The following is a 14,635-nucleotide window of genomic DNA, read 5'->3' as shown; positions in this document are numbered from 1 at the left end:
TCTACCTGCGATTTCACGGATTCGAGACACGGATCATGCACTCCTGCACGACCGAGACCGCGAGCTCTCCGGAGGGGGTGAACATCTGTCCCCGGGCCAGTCCGCGCGCGCCTCCGGACCACGGCGACTCCTGCGCGTACAGGACCCAATCGTCCACCCGGAGGGGGCGGTGGAACCACATGGCGTGGTCGAGTGAGGCGCCGGTGACGTTCGAGGCGCCCCACGCGAGGCCGTGGGCGAGCAGCACGGTGTCGACGAGGGTGTAGTCGGAGGCGTAGGCGGCGAGCACGACGTGCAGCAGCGGGTCGTCGGGCAGGTCGGCGTCATAGCGGAACCACACCCGCGTCTCCGAGCCGCGCAGCGAGGGGTCGCCGACGGCCTCCCAGGTGAGCGGGGTGGCGTACCGGGCGTCGACCGGGCGGGGCCTGGACAGCCAGTCGCGCCACGGCTGGACGTCGCCCACCAGGTCGCGCATGCGGTCCTGGAAGGGCTGCAGGGTCTCGGGCTCGGGCACGCGCGGCATCACGGACGCCTGGTGCGAGACGCCCTCCTCGGCGATGTGGAAGGACGCCGACATCGTGAAGATCGCCTTGCCATGCTGGATCGCGACCACCCGCCGCGTCGTGAACGACCGCCCGTCGCGCACGCGCTCGACGTTGTAGACGATCGGGACGGCGGGGTCGCCGGGCCGGATGAAGTACGCGTGCAGGGAGTGCACCGCGCGGTCGGAGGGCACCGTGCGCCCCGCCGCGACGAGCGCCTGGGCGGCCACCTGCCCGCCGAAGACCCTCTGTATGTGCTCCTCCGGGCTGCGGCCCCGGAAGATGTCCCGCTCGATCTGCTCCAGGTCGAGCAGGTCGAGGACCTCCTTGAGCGCCTCGTTCACGTGGCTTCCCCTCCGCGGCAGATTTCCAGTACGGCCTCGCCGTACCGCTCAAGCTTGACGCGGCCGATGCCGGCGATCGCGAGCAGGCCTTCCTCCGTGGTGGGCACCCGCTCGGCCATTGCCTGGAGCGTAACGTCTGTGAACACGACATATGACGGCAACTTCGCCTCTTTCGCCACAGACGCACGCCAGGCCTTGAGGCGTTCCAGCAGCTCCTGGTCGTAGTCGGCGGGACAGGTCGCGCACCGGCCGAGCTTCTGCTCGGCGGCGGCGGTGAGGGTCTTGGCGCACACGCGGCAGTGGATCGGCGCCGGGACGCGGGACCGGCCGGCGCGCTGCCCGACGGAGACGGTGGGGCGGCTCGCGGCGGGGGTGAGGCCGGTCAGCCCGTCCAGGAAACGCGAGGGCCGCCGCGCCTTGCGCCCGCCCGGCGACCGGGCCAGCGCCCACGACAGGTGGAGGTGCGCGCGGGCACGCGTGACGCCGACGTACAGAAGGCGGCGTTCCTCCTCGAGCTGGTCCGGGGTCTCGGCGTAGACGATGGGGAGCATGCCGTCGGTGAGGCCGACCAGGAAGACGGCGTCCCACTCCAGGCCTTTCGCGGCGTGCAGGGACGCCAGCGTCACGCCCTCGACCGGCGGCGCGTGCTGCTCGGTGGCCCGGCGCTCCAGCTCGTCCACGAAGCGCCGCAGGTCGCCGCCCTCGGCCGCGATGTCCTCGGAGAGGTCGGCCAGGGCCTTCAGCGACTCCCAGCGCTCGCGGGCGGTGCCGCCCCCCGGCGCCTCGGGGGTGAGGCCGATGCCGGAGAGGATGTCGTGGACGGTGCGGGCGAGGGGCTCGTCGCCGCCGGCCGAGCGGGCCGCTCCCCGCAGCAGGACGACGGCCTGGCGTACCTCGGGCCGCTCGAAGAACCGCTCGGCGCCGCGCAGCAGGTAGGGCACCCCCGCCTGCGCCAGCGCCTGCTCGTACGCCTCCGACTGGGCGTTGACGCGGTACAGCACCGCGATCTCGCGCGCGGGTACACCCCCGGCGACGAGCTCCTTGACCCGCCGAGCCACCAGCGCCGCCTCGGCCGCCTCGTCGTCGCACTCGGCGAAGACCGGCTTCGGGCCGTCGGGACGCTGCGCGACCAGCTCCAGCCGGTGCGGGGTGCGGGCCTTGGCGAGCACGGCGTTGGCCAGGCCGACGACCTGCGGCGTCGAGCGGTAGTCGCGCACGAGCTTGATCACCGCGGCGGACGGGTGCTCGACGGCGAAGTTGGTGAGGTAGCGGGGGGTCGCGCCGCTGAAGGAGTAGATGGTCTGGTTCGGGTCGCCGACCACGCAGACGTCGTCGCGCCCGCCGAGCCAGGTGTCCAGCAGGAGCTTCTGCAGCGGGTTGACGTCCTGGTACTCGTCCACGACGAAGTAGCGGTACTGGCGGCGGATCTGGCTCGCCACCTCGTCGTGCTCGGTCATCACCGCGGCGGTGAGCTCCAGGATCGTCTCGAAGTCGACGAGGTGGCGCCCGCGCCGGAGCGTCTCGTACGCCTCGTACAGGCGCGCGACCTCCTCCGGGGGGATCGGCGGCGTGCGGCCGGCCTTGGCGGCGAGGGCCGGGTAGTCCTCGGGGGTGATCTGGGTGACCTTGGCCCATTCGAGCTCGGCGGCGACGTCGCGCAGCTCGCCGCGGTCGGTGGTGCCGCGCCGCAGCTCCCGGGCGGCCTCGATGAGCAGCGGCAGCTTCGACTCGATCACGCGGGGCGGGTCGCCGCCGATGACGCGCGGCCAGAAGTACGTGAGCTGGCGCAGCGCGGCCGCGTGGAACGTGCGCGCCTGCACGCCGTGGACGCCGAGGGAGCGCAGCCGCTGTTTGAGCTCGCCCGCAGCCCGGGTCGTGAAGGTCACGGCCAGTACGCTCTGCGCGTCCACCACGCCGGTCGCGACGGCGTGCGCGACGCGGTGGGTGATCGCGCGGGTCTTGCCCGTGCCCGCACCGGCGAGCACGCACACCGGGCCCCGCACGGCCTCGGCCACCTCGCGCTGCTCCGGATCGAGCCCGGCCAGGGTGTCCTCGCGCTCCAAGGGGGCCTCCTAGTGTGCGGTGCGGACGGCGCTGGCATCATCCTTCCAGCAGCGCGCCCCGCGCGTCGCGCCGCCCGCGTGAGTACACAGCGTTCTCACGGGCACCAGACGTGCGCGACCGCACCGATGTGCCCCAGAATGGGGGGGCCATGATCTCGGGGAAGGGAAAGAGGCCAGTGAGAAGAACGGTGTCGGTGGGTGCGCTCGCTCTGGCGGCCGTCCTCCTCGCGCCGGCGGCCGTGTCTCCGGCGGCGGCGGTGACCGCGCCGACCCCCACGCCCACGCCGAGCCCCACGGCGACGCCCGCCCCGTCCCCCTCGCAGAGCCGGCCCCCGGCGCAGGACCCGCTCGCGTTGACCGTGAAGCGCACCTTCTCCTATGGGACCAAGGCAAGCCAGCGCATGGACGCGTGGTGGCAGCCGGACGGCGTGCGCAGGCCCGCGGTGTTCGTCCTGCACGGCGGCTGGTGGAGCGGCGGCGACAAGAAGTACATGACCTCGGTCACCAAGTCGTACGCCGAGATGGGCTACACGGTCTTCAACCTCAACTACCGGCTGTCCTCGGAGGCCGCCTGGCCCGCCCAGCGCAGCGACACGCTGGCGGCCATCGCGCTGGCCCGCAAGCACGCCGACTACTTCTCCTTCGACGCCAATCGGTACGTCATCGTCGGCTTCTCGGCGGGCGGCCACATCGCGACCTCCGTCGGCACCTACAAGGACGGCGTCCCGGGGCTGCGGGGCGTCGTCGGCATCTCGCCGGTGGTCTCGCCGCTGACGGCCTACTCCGACGGGGACGAGGGCGCCGCCTTCGACCAGCGCAAGCTGCGCCAGTCGGCCATCGCGCTCGCGGGCGGCTGCCTTCCCACGGGCCGCTGTGCGCGGGTCTGGTCCAGCATGGAGGTGCCCTGGCACGCGAGCGCGCACGACGCGCCGGTGCTCAGTGTGCACTCCGAGGACGAGTTCGTGCCCGCCTACCAGAGCGAACTGCTGAAGCAGCAGCTCGCGCAGGTGGGGGTCCCCATGGAGATCCGGGTCATGCCGGGCTACTACCACAGCAGCCCGCTCTACCGGGAGCCGGGCGTGGCCGAGGGCGTGCAGGAGTGGATCGCCGGCAAGCTGGGGCAGCCCGCTCCGACGATGCCGGACCGTTCGGGGGCGGCGGCGAGCGACCTGCCGTCGCTGCGCAAGGTCGCGGTGCGCAAGCCCGCCGCCCACTAGACCGCCGCGCACTAGACCGCCGCCGCCCGCGGTAAGGCGCTCGCGCGTCCGCCGAGGTAACGCCGTGCGGCGGAGCCGGGTGCGGGAGGTGGCGCGGGCCGGGAACACGAGCGATGCTCACGGTGTTGCGACCTAATGGCCGAACGCCGATCTGGGGACGTGAAGGGAAATCACGCTATGGCGCTGAAGGTGTACACCACCAGTTGGTGTGGTCCGTGTAAGCGGCTGAAGAGCCAGCTTACGCGGGAAGGCATCGCCTTCCAGGAGATCAACATCGAGACCGATCCCTCGGCCGCGAGGTTCGTGGAGAGCGTCAACGGCGGCAACCAGCTCGTCCCCACCGTGGTACTGGAGGACGGCACCGCGCTGGCGAACCCCTCCGTGATCCAGCTCAAGGGGCTGCTCTCCGGCTCCGGCGCCTGACGCGGGCCTCGTCCGCCGCCCGGCGGGCGCTCACAGAACGTCGGTGAACCGGCGACCGGGACCTTCCGGTCGCCGGTTTCGTCGTGCCGGCGCGTTCACGTCGTCTTCATCGCGCCGGCATCACCAGCCGCCGGGCCCGGGTCACCAGTCGCCGGGCAGCGGCGAGCCGTACCACGTCTCGATGAGGCGGCGGGCGATCGAGACCCCGGGCGGCAGGCGGACCTCGCCGTTCTCGACGGCGGCCCCGAGCTCGGCCCGGGTCAGCCACATCGCCTCGGCGATCTCCTCGGGGTCGAGGACGAGCTTGGTGGACGTCGCCTCGGCGAAGAAGCCCAGCATCAGGCTGCGCGGGAACGGCCACGGCTGGCTGCCGAGGTAGCGGGGAGTGGCGACCGTGACGCCGACCTCCTCCAGGACCTCGCGCGCGACGGCCTGCTCCAGCGACTCGCCGGGCTCGACGAAACCCGCCAGTACCGAGAACCGCCCCTCGGGCCACTGCGGCCCCCGGGCGAGCAGGCAGCGGTCGTCGCCGTCGTGGACGAGCATGATCACGGCGGGGTCGACGCGGGGGAAGTGCTGGCTTCCGTCCTTCGGGCAGACCCGCATGTGGCCGCTGGAGCTGACGTTGGTGACGCTGCCGCACCGCGGGCAGTGCTCGTGGGTGGTGTGCCAGGCCTCCAGGGCCACGGCGTTGACCAGCAGCCCGGCGTCGCGGTCGCCGAGCGCGGCCCCCGCCCTGTGCAGGCCCTCGGACGCGACGTCGGCCCAGTCGGGCGTGTCCTGGACGGCCTCGGCGACCTCGGTGCCCGGGGGAAGGGCGTGCGCGACGGGCAGGGGAAGCGGGCCGTCGGCGGCGACGGCGAAGTAGGCGATGCCCTCGGGGTCGACGCCGAGCAGGTAGCGCTCGCCTGCGGGGGCCTCCCGGGGAGAGAGGAAGACGAGCTCGGCCGTGCCGTCGTGCCGGCGGATCAGCGTGTTGCCGTCGTGGACGAGGAGGACCCGGGTGGCGGGATCGTCCCAGGCGGACTTCAGCCAGGCTTCGTCATTACGATGATTCGCCGATCTGTCGACGCCTCCCCGCGCGAGTAGTAGCGGCCCGAGCAGGCCCTCGCTCTGCGGGATCTCTCTCACGTCGCCTCCTCCCAGCGACTGCCCATCCTATGCCGCCGTATTAGGCCCACCGAAATATGGGTTATCCACATGGCGGACAATTCAGACATTTTCGGTGATTAGCATGTGAGGCAACGAGGTGGTTCCCCGGACGGCTAAGATCGGCAGAGTTAGGTTAGCCTTACCTGATTCCATCTCCGGGGGTGCCTGCGTGCGGCTGTATCTGACCACGCTCAATCCGACCGACTCGGTCACCCGTGGATTCCTGCCCGCCGCCCGCGCCCTGGGATGCGAGGTGACGATCCTCACCGACCAGCCGGAACGCTACCCCGGCGCCGAGACCCTGCGCACCGACGTCCGCGACGCCCGCGACGTGATCGACACGATCGCCCGCCACCACCGGCCCGACGCGATCTTCTCCAACTCCGACCACATCCAGCCCGAGACCGCGCTCGCCGCGGCCTATTTCGGGCTGCCCGGCAAGGACTGGCGGGCCTGCCTCACGGCCAAGAACAAGGCCCTCACCCGGCGCGCCCTCGCCGCCGCGGGCGTGGAGGTCGTCCGATCCGCACGGCTCGTCCCCGGCGACCCGCCACCCCGCGACCTCCCGTACCCGGTCGTCGTAAAGCCGCGCGAGGGCGTCGCAAGCGAGGACGTCGTCCTGGCCCGCGACGACGAGGAACTGTCCCGGGCCGAAGCCGCGATCCGCGCGCGCAGGCCGGACGCGACGCTGGTCGCCGAGGAGTACCTGGAAGGCGAGCTGCGGACGCTGGAGACGCTCGGCGACGGGCGCGAGGTGCGCGTGCTCGGCGGGTTCCGCACCACGCTCGGCCCGCTGCCGCACTTCGTGGAGGAACGGCTCGACTGGGACCCGGTGGCGGACGCGCACGTCATGCGGGCGCTCGGCGCGATCGGTGCCGGGTTCGGCGCGTGCCACACCGAGTACGTCCTGACCGCCGCCGGGCCGCGCGTCATCGAGGTGAACTACCGGCTCATCGGCGACACCTGCGACTTCCTGATGGCCGAGATCCTCGGGATCCCGCTGCACGAGCAGATCCTGCGCGCCCACTTCGGCGAGCCCGTCCCCGCGCCGCCGCGCGTCCACGGGCACGGGGTCGCGGTCAGCCTGGTCGCGGACCGCTCCGGGACGATCAAGGAGGGGCCGGGAGACGTCGCCGAGGACACCAGGGGTGTACGACTGCGCCACCGGGCCCTGCGCGCGCCCGGCGAGGTCGTCGAGCTGACCAACACCAACCGCGACTACCTCGGCATCGTCCGGGCGGCCGGGCCGGACCGGCGTGCCGTCGAGCGCGCGATCGACGGCTTCCGCGCCCGCCACCCGTGGGTGATCGAGTGACCGGCGCCGAGCGCCATCTCGCCGCCCGCGTCCTGTCCGCGCTGCTGCGCGAGGACTACGGCGGGCTCGCCTCCCGCATGACCCGCGACAAGGACGGCGTCCGGCTCGTCCTCGCCTCCGGGAGGGCGGTGCGGCTCGCGCCGGGGCTGCTGTACCAGGACTTCGTGTCCGCTCCCGAGGAGGGGCTGACGCTCGGGGAGGTGCTCGGGACACTCGCCGAGGTCGCCGGGCCGCAGGATTCCGGCGGGGTGGCCGCCTTCGGCGAGGAGTGCCGGGCGGCGCTGCGCGGCCATGAGTGGCTCGACGCCCGCCGCGACGAGGTGCTGACCCGCCTGGCACTCCTCTGGAACGGCGCCGGCGCCTCGGGCGGCGACATGGCGAGCGCGGCGGACCCGGGCACCCGTGGCGGCGTGGATGCCGGGGGCGGCGCCGGCTCACGGGATGGCGCGGGCTCTGGGGACGGCGAGCGGAGCATCGTGTACGAGTCGCTGGCCGCCTTCGCCGAGCACCCCGTCTACCCCGCCTCGCGTGCGCGGCTCGGCCTCGCGGAGATGGACACGGTGGCCTTCGCCCCCGAGTTCGCGCCGGCCTTCCGGCTCCGCTGGGCGCGGGTGCCCCGGGAACGGGTGACCGGCGCCGGCGATCCGCCCGGCGCGTGGCCGCACCATCCGCCCAGGTCCGACCCGTCCGGCGCGTGGCCGTCCGAGCCGCTCGACGCATGGCCGTCCGGCCCGTCCGACGGGTGGCCGTCCGGCGCGTCCGACGGGTGGCCGTCCGGCGCGTCCGACGGGTGGCCGTCCGACCCGGCGTACGTGCTGTTCCCCGTCCACCCGCTCACCGTTCCGGTGGTGAGCGGCATTCCCGGCGTGACCGTCCTCGACCGGCCGTACCTGACGGCGCGCCCCACCCTGTCGATGCGCACCGTCCAGGTCGGCCCGCGCACCCACCTCAAGCTTCCGCTGCCCATCAGCACGCTCGGCGCGCGCAACCGCCGGTCGATCAAACCGGGGACGCTCGGCGACGGCGCGCGGGCCGAGCTGCTGCTGCGCGAGGTGCTGCGCCGGGAGCCGGACCTGGACGTCGTCCTCGCCGACGAGCAGACCTACGCCCACGCCGGGCACGAGTACCTCGGCTGGATGGCCCGCCGCCTGCCCGCAGGCGAAATCGTCCCGGTCGCCGCCCTGCTCGCGCCTTCGCCGCTCACGGGTGTGCCGTCCCCGGAACTGGCCGTACTGTCCCCCGTCGTCGACCACGCCCACGCCCGCCCTTCCGTGCCGCGCGTGCTCGACCACGTGGCCGCACGGCACGCGGGAGGGGACGTCGCCGGGCTGCTGGCCGGCTACCTGCGGCTGCTGTTCGCCTGGAACGTCCGGCTGTTGGTGACCTACGGCATCGCGCTGGAAGCGCACCAGCAGAACCTCGCGCTGGTCTTCACGGAGCCGGGCACGCCGCCACGGCTGCTGGTGAAGGACAACGACGGGATTCTCGCCTCGCCCGACCGCCTGCGCGCGGCGGGCCTCGCCGTCCCCGGGTTCACCGACCCGCGCGTGCTGACCGACGACCCGCACGCGCTCGCCGACGTGTTCGTGACCATAACCCTGCACCTGGCCGCCGCGGCGGTGGCCTTCGGCGCCGGGTACGGCGAACTCGTCGCCGACGCCCTGGAGAAGGCCCTCGCCGAGCACAGAGGGCACCCGATGGCGCGGCTGCTGCGCGCGCGCACCCTCGACGCGGCCCGGCTCGTCGGCAAGTCGATGGTGACCGCCGGGACGCTCGCCGACCGCGGACGCGTCGCCGCCGACGTCAACAAGCACTACGGCACCAGCGGCCCCAACTACCTGCGTCACCACCACCGCAGAAAGGCATCCCAATGAACCGCGCCGCGCTGGACTCCCCCGCCGGCTTCACGGAGGACGACGGCACGCGGCACGTCACGTACGCGGCGGACGTCATGACGGCCGACGTGCACGACGTGCACGACGCGGACGACGCGGACGACGCGGACTCGGACCACTCGGACGACGTGGCGGAGACCATGGCGGAGCGGGAGTCGCTCGCCGCGCTGCTGCGCTGCTGCCTGCGCGAGGTCGCGGGCCCGCGCGGCCAGGTGTGGGCGGCGGGCCCGTACCTCACGTTCCGCCTCGGCGGAAGCCTGCTCCGCGTCCGTGCCTCGGGCGGCCCGGCGCTCCGCTTCGAGGGCCTCGCCCAACGCCTGGAGCATGGCGCGTGGCGCGCGCTCTCCCTGGAGCACCTCGTACGACTCGTCGAAACAGAGCTGAGCGCCGAACCGGACGCGTACACCGGCACGGGAACCGCGGTGAACGAGGAGTTCGCCGGGCAGGTCGCCGGGAGCCGGGCGGCCATGGCGGTGCTGGTGCGGGCGCGGGCCAGGACCGTCGCGCCGGAGGATCCGTGGCTGGCGTCGGAGCAGTCGCTGGTGTTCGGGCACCCGTTCCATCCGTCGCCGAAGGCGCGCGGCGGGGAGGGCTGGGAGCGGTACGCGCCCGAGGCGCACGCGTCCTTCCCGCTGCGGCTGCTGGGCGTGCGGGAGGACGTGCTGGCCTCCGGGGGCGAGCCCGGGGTGATGGACGCGCTGGGCGAGGCTCCGGCGGGGTACGTCCTGCTTCCTGCGCATCCGTGGCAGCTCGACCTGCTCGGCGCGGAGCCGGCAGGCCCGCTCGCGGACGGGCGACTGCTGGATCTCGGGGACGCCGCAGGGCTCGCGATCCCCACCTCGTCCGTACGGACGGTGTACGAGCCGCGTATCGGGAAATGTCTGAAATTCAGCTTGAACGTCCGCATCACCAACTGTGTGCGAAAGAACGCCTGGTACGAGCTGGCGGCCGCCTCGGAGCTGAGCGGCCGCCTCGAGCCGGTCTTCGCGGATCTCGCCGGGCGGTTCCCGGGGACGCGGTGGCTGGCCGAGCCCGGTTACCGCTCCGCGGCGCTCGGCACGCGCCTGCTGGAGGGCCTCGGCGTGATCGTCCGCGACAGCCCGTGGGAGGTCGTCGGGCCGGGCATCACACCCATGCTGGCGGGAGCACTCGCCGTCCCCGGCCACGGCGCCGGCGACCAGGCCGGGCGGGTGGCGGGGGCGATGGCGCACGATCCGGTCGGCTGGTTCGGGGCTTATATCGGGCATGTAGCGATACCGGTCTTCGACGCCTATTTCCGCCACGGCGTCGTGCTGGAGCCCCATCTTCAGAACGTGCTCGTGGGCATCGCCGCCGACGGCCTGCCGATTGAGGCCATATTTCGGGATCTGGAAGGGACAAAACTGGTCATCGGACGCCACGACGTCTCCGACCTGCCGGACCTGGTCGCCGGCGCGGCCAGTTATGACGCCACGCGAGGCTGGAATCGCGTGGTCTACTGCATCATGGTCAACCATCTCCCCGAGATCGCGGCCACGGTCGCGCGGACGGCGGCGCACACCGACGCCCCCACGAAGACACACGACGCGGACGAGCTCCTTCGCGGGCTCTGGGCCGAGGCGCGCGTACGCATCGCCCGGTACGCCGCCGAGATCGGCGACCCGCTCCCCTTGTCCGACCTTCTCGCCGGAGCGCCCTTGCCGGCCAAGGCCAACCTCACCGCCCGGTGGGCCCGCTCCGCCGACCGGGACGCCGGATACGTCCCGATATCCAATCCCTTCGCGGAGGTCTCCGGGTGACCGCGCACCGGCCCGCCCCGGCCGCCGTCGACCACGAGGAGGTGGACGCGTGATCGTCCCCGAGACCGTGCGCGAGCGCGCCGTCCGGCTCGCCGACGCCCTGCCCGCCTACGTCTACGACCTCGCGGCCCTGGACCGGCACGCGGCCTCCGTACGGCGGGCGCTGCCCGGCATCGAGCTGTACTACGCGGTCAAGGCCAACCCGGACCCGGCGCTGCTGCACGTGCTGGCCCCGTACGCGGACGGCTTCGAGGTCTCGTCCATCGGCGAGGTCGCCCACGTGCGGTCGATCCTGCCGGACGCCCGGCTGGCCCTCGGCGGCCCCGGCAAGACCGACGGCGAGCTGGCCCTCGACGTCCACCGCATGCACGTCGAGAGCCCGAACGAGCTGCGCCGGCTGATCGACGTCGGCGGGCCGGTGGACGCCCTGCTCCGGGTCAACCTCGACGTCCCCGTCCAGGGCGCGTCGCTGACGATGGGCGGCGGCGCCACCCCCTTCGGCATGGACCCGGACGACGTCCTCGAATGCCTGGAGCTGGTACGGGGGCAGAACCGGGTGCGGCTGCGCGGAATCCACGCCCACCTCGCCAGCGGCCTGGACGCCCCCGCGTTGCTCGCCCTGGCTGAGGCCGTCCTCGGCTTCGGCCGGGAACTGGAGGCGGCCGAGATCAACCTCGGCGGCGGCATGGCCGTGTCGTACCACGCCCCGGAGGACCTGTTCGACTGGAAGGCGTACGGCGCGGGCCTCGGCGAGCTGCGGGCGCCGGGCGAGACGCTGCGCATCGAACCCGGACGGGCCCTGACCGCCTACTGCGGCTGGTACCTCACCCGGGTGATCGACGTGAAGCGCGTGCACGGCGAGGTGTTCGCCGTGGTCAGCGGCGGCACCCACCACCTGCGCACCCCTGCCGCCAAGGGCCACGACCACCCCTTCGCCGTCCTGCCGGTGGGCCGCACGGGCCCCGGCGTGACCGACGAGCCGGTCACCCTGGCCGGCCAGCTCTGCACTCCGAAGGACGTCTTCGCCCGCCGCGTCGTCACCACGATCAACGTCGGCGACATCGTGGCCTTCGCCATGGCCGGCGCCTACGCCTGGACCATCTCCCACCACGACTTCCTCATGCACCCCAAACCCGCCTTCCACTACCTGACCTGAGCCGCCGGAGCGAACCCACGGACCCCAGCACGGCCCAGTACAAGAACGACGTCCCGGGCCACCGGCGAAGCCCCTCGGGGACTAGTAAGGAAGGTCTGCCTGCTCGGCGATCTCCATGATCCTGCGACGCCCTTCGGCACAACGCTCCCGCCGAGCCTGGAACTCCAGAACATCTGGCAGGCGCACCACACGATGCCCGCTCCCGGGGACCTTCCGCGAAGGAATCTCCCCTTCGTCCAGCAACCGGCTGACATAGGGCTGGGACAGCGCCAAGAGCCTGGCCACCTCTCTCGGCGTCAGGCGGATCTTGTCCTGCATCAAACCAGCCCGAACGATGGCGACGAAGCCGACAATGGCCACACTCCTTGATGGCGAGCTTAACGCTTTGCGATCGACACAATACTCAATGCAACCAAGTTCGGGTGGAGGCGTCACATGTCCGACGAGCAGTACATGCGGAGCGCGATCGAACGGTCGCTTCGTGATGACTCGGCACCCCCGGCCGTGCGGCCGCGCCCCAGACTCCCGCTGTTCCGCAGCGGCGATCCGACAATCGCCGAGCGAGTCGATGACCTGCTCGCGGAGGGATTCGGAGAACCGAACCAAATGTGAGTTCGCCGCGTGTTCCAGCGAACGATCTGGGGGCGGGGGACGTCTCACGGGGGTGAGGCTTTTCGTGTTCCGTGGCGGTAAGACTGTGGGCCGGGCGGGCGCGGGTCGTATTCGATGTGGGCGCTCTGGGGGGCGGGGATGGGTGACGGGCGGGAGCTTGCGTGGGATGGGTGTTTCAACGTTCGCGATCTTGGCGGGATCGCCGTTCCCGGGGGGATGGTGACGCGGCCGGGGGCCGTCGTGCGGTCGGACAATCCCGAGCGGCTGACGCGCGCCGGGTGGGCGGCGCTGACCGCGCACGGCGTTCGCACCATCGTCGACCTACGCAACGACGGCGAGCACCAAGGTGACCTGTGGATGCGCCCGGCCGAGGTGACCACGGTCCGCGTGCGGCTGGACGACACGGAGGACGTCGAGCTGTGGGACCACATCCGGGCGAACGAACTCGACGGCACACCGCTGTACTACCGGCTCTTCCTCGAACGCAAGCCGCGGCTGTGCGCCGAGGTCATCGCCGCCATCGCGAACGCGCGGCCCGGGGGCGTCCTGTTCCACTGCGGGCTCGGGCGCGACCGGACCGGGATGATCGCCCTGCTCCTGCTCGCGCTCGTCGGCGCCGCGCCCGAGGACATCGCCGCCGACTACGACCAGAGCACCAACCGCCTGCCGCCGCTGTTCGCCGCGCTCGCGATCGAGGACCAGACCCGCGAGATCGAGGACATCCTCGCCCGCAAGAAAACCACCGCCCGGGCCGCCGTCCTCGCCGCCTTGGACGGCTTCGACGCCGAGGCGTACGTGCGCGCCGCCGGCCTCACCGAGGAGGAAGTCGGATTCCTCCGCGAAAGGCTCCTGGAACCGGCGAGATGACCGCCTCCCCCGTCACCGGCTGACCGATCGGCCCGGCCCGGGTTCCGGTGGCCTCCCCCATCGGTACCCGGCCGTTCAGCCCATGAGCGCCTGCGTCAGTCCGCGCGGGTGTGGTGGGCGGTCCAGTTCACGGTCCAGGTCAGGCCGTCGTCGTAGGAGAAGCTCTGCTGCCAGCGCGCGCCTTCGGGGCCGAGGTCGTCCCAGTCCCATTTCACGCTGATCTTTTCGCCGTCGATGGTGTCGACGCCGAAGAACTCGCCGTGTTCTCCGGTGAAACGTCCTTCCATGGGGTTCTCGTCGAGCAGGCCCGGCGTCCGCGGAGAGATCCACCAGATGCGCCAGTTCCCCGCCCGCGCGTCGAACAGCCGCAACGTCATGGCCTCGACGCGCTCGCCGGAGGGCGGCATGGCGGGGGCGGTGAAAGGCTCGACGTTGCCCAGGCCGCCGAGCACGGGCTCGCAGTTCAGGGACGAGTCGAATTCGACCCACGTCGTGCACGCGCGGTCGAGCACGTTCTCCAGCTTGCGGTTGCGCGTGTTCCACCGGCCGTGGAAGAAGTCGAAGTCGTGACGGCCGTCGGCGGCGCTCGTGTTCTCTGACATGGCGGGAAGGCTAGAGCGGGCTCCCTGACATCTACCGTCAGCGAATCCGGTCCTTTTCATCCCGCCCGCAGGGTCACGATCCCCCCGTCATCGTTCTCGTCCTGCCGGAGCGGGGTCATGGGGTGGGCAGGTGCCGGTGGACGAAGGCCACGCGCGTCGCGACATCGGCCTTGGGCAGGGTGAGCAGCTCGTAGCCGTGGCGTGTATAGCCGTCCACGACGGCGTCGTGGGTGCGGACGGCCTCGTCGAAGTCCTGCTTGCGTTCGAGGTCGTGGACGTAGATCTCCGGCCAGGGCGGGGCGACGAAGACGCGGCGGTGGTAGCGGAACATGTCCGCCGCGGCCGTAACGTGTGCAGGGACGGGACGGCCGAGCAGCAGGTGGTAGCCCACGATGTCGGGAACGCCCCGGTCGAAGAAGACCGTGCCGGTGTGGGCACGGGCGTGGTGGTGGGAGCGCATCTCCCAGGCGAGCATGATCTCAGCGAAGAGGGCCGAGTCGGCCTGGTGCAGGGCCCGCCCGCCGATGGCCGTCTGGTCCTGGATGATCGCCCGGCCCGCCTCGGCGACACAGGCGAATCCAGCGTCGCCCAACGCCTGGATCAGCGTCGTCTTCCCGGCGCCGGGACCACCGGTGACCACGACGAACTGTGCGGGTGTGCTCATGGTGA

The 14,635-nt window shown here is 72.2% G+C and carries 14 protein-coding genes; 8 read left to right on the top strand and 6 right to left on the bottom strand.

All coding sequences use genetic code 11. From position 1 onward, the window contains the following. Positions 1-13 precede the first annotated feature (13 nt). Together AB0H21_RS22885 and AB0H21_RS22880 are read right to left on the bottom strand one after the other, a co-directional pair. Complete coding sequence (locus tag AB0H21_RS22885; protein ID WP_358519719.1) at positions 14-886, bottom strand: acyl-CoA thioesterase II; 873 nt, start codon at positions 884-886, stop codon at positions 14-16. Further along, positions 883-2,949, bottom strand: coding sequence for an ATP-dependent DNA helicase UvrD2 (locus AB0H21_RS22880; RefSeq protein ID WP_358519717.1), 2,067 nt, complete (start codon positions 2,947-2,949; stop codon positions 883-885). Before AB0H21_RS22880 ends, AB0H21_RS22885 begins: the two co-directional genes overlap by 4 nt. Before the next feature lie 176 nt (positions 2,950-3,125). Here AB0H21_RS22880 and AB0H21_RS22875 point away from each other — a divergent pair, with 176 nt between their 5' ends. Beyond that, a complete protein-coding gene (locus tag AB0H21_RS22875; RefSeq protein WP_358519715.1) occupies positions 3,126-4,166 on the top strand; it encodes an alpha/beta hydrolase in 1,041 nt (346 codons plus the stop codon). Between the two features lie 177 nt (positions 4,167-4,343). Continuing rightward, positions 4,344-4,589, top strand: a complete 246-nt coding sequence (locus AB0H21_RS22870) for a mycoredoxin (RefSeq protein ID WP_358519714.1) — start codon at positions 4,344-4,346, stop codon at positions 4,587-4,589. Between the two features lie 141 nt (positions 4,590-4,730). On the opposite strand, the gene nudC is transcribed toward AB0H21_RS22870, so the two are convergent. Next, on the bottom strand, positions 4,731-5,711 hold the full coding sequence (gene nudC, locus AB0H21_RS22865; RefSeq protein WP_358519838.1) for an NAD(+) diphosphatase: 981 nt from the start codon (positions 5,709-5,711) through the stop codon (positions 4,731-4,733). A 199-nt stretch (positions 5,712-5,910) separates the two neighbouring features. Between nudC and AB0H21_RS22860 the strand changes: the two genes are divergently transcribed. Genes AB0H21_RS22860 through AB0H21_RS22845 form a run of 4 tightly spaced genes read left to right on the top strand, consistent with a single transcriptional unit; the run spans position 5,911 to position 11,885 of the window. After that, complete coding sequence (locus AB0H21_RS22860) at positions 5,911-7,056, top strand: ATP-grasp domain-containing protein (RefSeq protein WP_358519712.1); 1,146 nt, start codon at positions 5,911-5,913, stop codon at positions 7,054-7,056. After that, entirely contained in the window at positions 7,053-8,930 is a 1,878-nt protein-coding gene (locus tag AB0H21_RS22855; RefSeq protein ID WP_358519711.1) for an IucA/IucC family protein, read from the top strand. Before AB0H21_RS22860 ends, AB0H21_RS22855 begins: the two co-directional genes overlap by 4 nt. Beyond that, entirely contained in the window at positions 8,927-10,729 is a 1,803-nt protein-coding gene (locus tag AB0H21_RS22850) for an IucA/IucC family protein (protein WP_358519709.1), read from the top strand. The genes AB0H21_RS22855 and AB0H21_RS22850 overlap by 4 nt, the downstream gene beginning before the upstream one ends. A gap of 49 nt (positions 10,730-10,778) precedes the next feature. Then, positions 10,779-11,885 carry an alanine racemase gene (locus AB0H21_RS22845; protein ID WP_358519707.1) on the top strand — a complete coding sequence of 369 codons (1,107 nt, stop codon included), beginning with the start codon at positions 10,779-10,781 and terminating at the stop codon, positions 11,883-11,885. Between the two features lie 81 nt (positions 11,886-11,966). On the opposite strand, the gene AB0H21_RS22840 is transcribed toward AB0H21_RS22845, so the two are convergent. After that, entirely contained in the window at positions 11,967-12,245 is a 279-nt protein-coding gene (locus AB0H21_RS22840; protein WP_358519705.1) for a helix-turn-helix domain-containing protein, read from the bottom strand. Between the two features lie 75 nt (positions 12,246-12,320). Between AB0H21_RS22840 and AB0H21_RS22835 the strand changes: the two genes are divergently transcribed. Both AB0H21_RS22835 and AB0H21_RS22830 read left to right on the top strand, forming a co-directional pair. Next, entirely contained in the window at positions 12,321-12,497 is a 177-nt protein-coding gene (locus AB0H21_RS22835) for a hypothetical protein (protein ID WP_358519703.1), read from the top strand. 114 nt (positions 12,498-12,611) lie between these two features. Further along, entirely contained in the window at positions 12,612-13,364 is a 753-nt protein-coding gene (locus AB0H21_RS22830) for a tyrosine-protein phosphatase (RefSeq protein ID WP_358519702.1), read from the top strand. 95 nt (positions 13,365-13,459) lie between these two features. Here AB0H21_RS22830 and AB0H21_RS22825 read toward each other — a convergent pair whose 3' ends face one another. Both AB0H21_RS22825 and AB0H21_RS22820 read right to left on the bottom strand, forming a co-directional pair. After that, positions 13,460-13,966, bottom strand: coding sequence for a hypothetical protein (locus AB0H21_RS22825; protein ID WP_358519700.1), 507 nt, complete (start codon positions 13,964-13,966; stop codon positions 13,460-13,462). A gap of 115 nt (positions 13,967-14,081) precedes the next feature. Continuing rightward, a complete protein-coding gene (locus tag AB0H21_RS22820) occupies positions 14,082-14,630 on the bottom strand; it encodes an AAA family ATPase (RefSeq protein ID WP_358519698.1) in 549 nt (182 codons plus the stop codon). Positions 14,631-14,635 lie beyond the last annotated feature (5 nt).

It is taken from the genome of Sphaerisporangium sp. NPDC051011 (genome assembly GCF_040653595.1).
In the GTDB taxonomy this organism is placed as follows: Bacteria; Actinomycetota; Actinomycetes; order Streptosporangiales; family Streptosporangiaceae; genus Sphaerisporangium.
Note: the sequence above shows the minus strand (reverse complement) of the source record. Positions and strands in the feature narration are given on the sequence as shown.

Coding starts and splice junctions, on each gene's coding strand:
- AB0H21_RS22820 (WP_358519698.1), bottom strand. CDS start 14,630: ATGAGCACACCCGCACAGTTCGTCGTGGTCACCGGTGGTCCCGGCGCC.
- AB0H21_RS22825 (WP_358519700.1), bottom strand. CDS start 13,966: ATGTCAGAGAACACGAGCGCCGCCGACGGCCGTCACGACTTCGACTTC.
- AB0H21_RS22830 (WP_358519702.1), top strand. CDS start 12,612: ATGTGGGCGCTCTGGGGGGCGGGGATGGGTGACGGGCGGGAGCTTGCG.
- AB0H21_RS22870 (WP_358519714.1), top strand. CDS start 4,344: ATGGCGCTGAAGGTGTACACCACCAGTTGGTGTGGTCCGTGTAAGCGG.
- AB0H21_RS22835 (WP_358519703.1), top strand. CDS start 12,321: ATGTCCGACGAGCAGTACATGCGGAGCGCGATCGAACGGTCGCTTCGT.
- AB0H21_RS22850 (WP_358519709.1), top strand. CDS start 8,927: ATGAACCGCGCCGCGCTGGACTCCCCCGCCGGCTTCACGGAGGACGAC.